General features: G+C 68.3%; 1 pseudogene. It reads right to left on the bottom strand.

Annotated features, from left to right (window positions below):
• Nucleotides 1–1,345 (bottom strand): annotated as a pseudogene (locus tag ACTIGJ_RS19550) (TonB-dependent receptor); the annotation flags it as partial.
• Nucleotides 1,346–1,482: the final 137 nt, after the last annotated feature.

Consider the following 1,482-nt stretch of genomic DNA (forward strand, 5'->3'; position numbering starts at 1 on the left):
CGGCCGCTTCGGCCTGCTCGCTGGCGCTGGGCTTGATCGTTTGGAACAGAGTCAGTCCGGTCCGCAGTTCCTGCCGGTCGGCACTCGCAAAATTGACCGCGCGGTTGTCGATCTGCAGCAGCCGGCCCTCGGCATCGCGGACGAACCGGTCCGGAAACGCCGCCTCGATCTCGGGCGTCGCAGTGGGGAAGCTTTCGATCTGGCCCTTCAAGCGGCTGTCGACGAAGTTGACGCTGAGGTTGAGGTCGGACGAGGCAAAGGGCTTCCAGTTGCCGCCGATCTTGATCACCCGGCGGCTGTCCGCGGTCAACCCGGCGTTGCCGCCATCGAGACGGGTGATGTCCACCGTCTCGCCGCGCACCAGGTCAAACACCCGGACATTGGGGGTAACGACCAGCGGTCCGCCCAGCTGCTGGACGGTCGGCGCGGCTTCCTCCTCGGTCACCGATACGAGCAGCCGCAACCGGCTGGACGGCGACCAGTTGAGGCCATAGCCGATCGTCGTCAGCGAGCCGAAATCCGACAGGCTGTCGAGCCCGGCATTGAAGTTGAGCGACAGGTCGCCGATGCCGGCCAGCACATCATTGCGAACCGAGGTCAGCGGCAGGTCGAAGCTGGCCTGGAACTGCCCCTTGTCGCGCCCCAGCGCCACATCCTGGATCAGTCCGCCGCGGTCCGAAAACGACCGTTGGCGCAGCGTCTCGAACCCGGCCTTGAGCGTTGTTGTCACCGGGCCCGCTGGCAGGCTGATCGGGCTGCCCGAGGCCACCGCCTCCGCCGAGCCGAGATCGGTCACCGCCCGTGCCCGGTCCTGCCGCAAGGTACCTGACAGTGCGCCCGCGCCAAACGGGTTGAACGCCGGATCGTTCGCATCGAGCCGGCCCTGCAGCGCAGTGGGATCTAGGTTGCGATCGGTCAGCGTGTCGGTCTCGCTGCGGTTGTAATTGCCGTTGAACGACCAGCGCCAGGCGCCGACATCGCCGTTCAGCGCCACGCCGAGCGACCCTGTCCGGCTGTCCTGCCGCCGCAGCAGCGGCCCCGGCGCCGTGGCATAGCGGAACAGCGTCACCGGTGCATCGAACGGCGAAAACGGGTTGCTCGCCGGAATGCCGAGCGACACCGCGGCCAGACCGAGGCGGGATTCACTGTTGCTGGCCTCGAAGCGCCCGCTGATCGTCGCCGAAACGCTGCCGATCGGCTGGTTCCAGGTCGCCCCCAGGCTGAGATTCTCGGTTTGCGGCTGTAGCGACCGGAACGGCGAAAGGTCGGTGGCTGTGGTCTGGTTGACCCCCACGCCGGCGAAATCGCCGAGCACCGGCGCCCGCTCGGCGGCCACGCCGGGCACCGCGACTACCGATGTGGCGGTGCCGAGCAGCGCCGACAGCGCCGGATCAATCTCGCCGAAGCCGCCGCCCGCCAGCGTCGGCCCGGCAAGGCTGCCGCCCAGCGAAAATGGCTGGCTCGGCGTCGGTGTCAGCACCT

The organism is Nevskia sp. (assembly GCF_051860985.1).
Taxonomy (GTDB): domain Bacteria; phylum Pseudomonadota; class Gammaproteobacteria; order Nevskiales; family Nevskiaceae; genus Nevskia.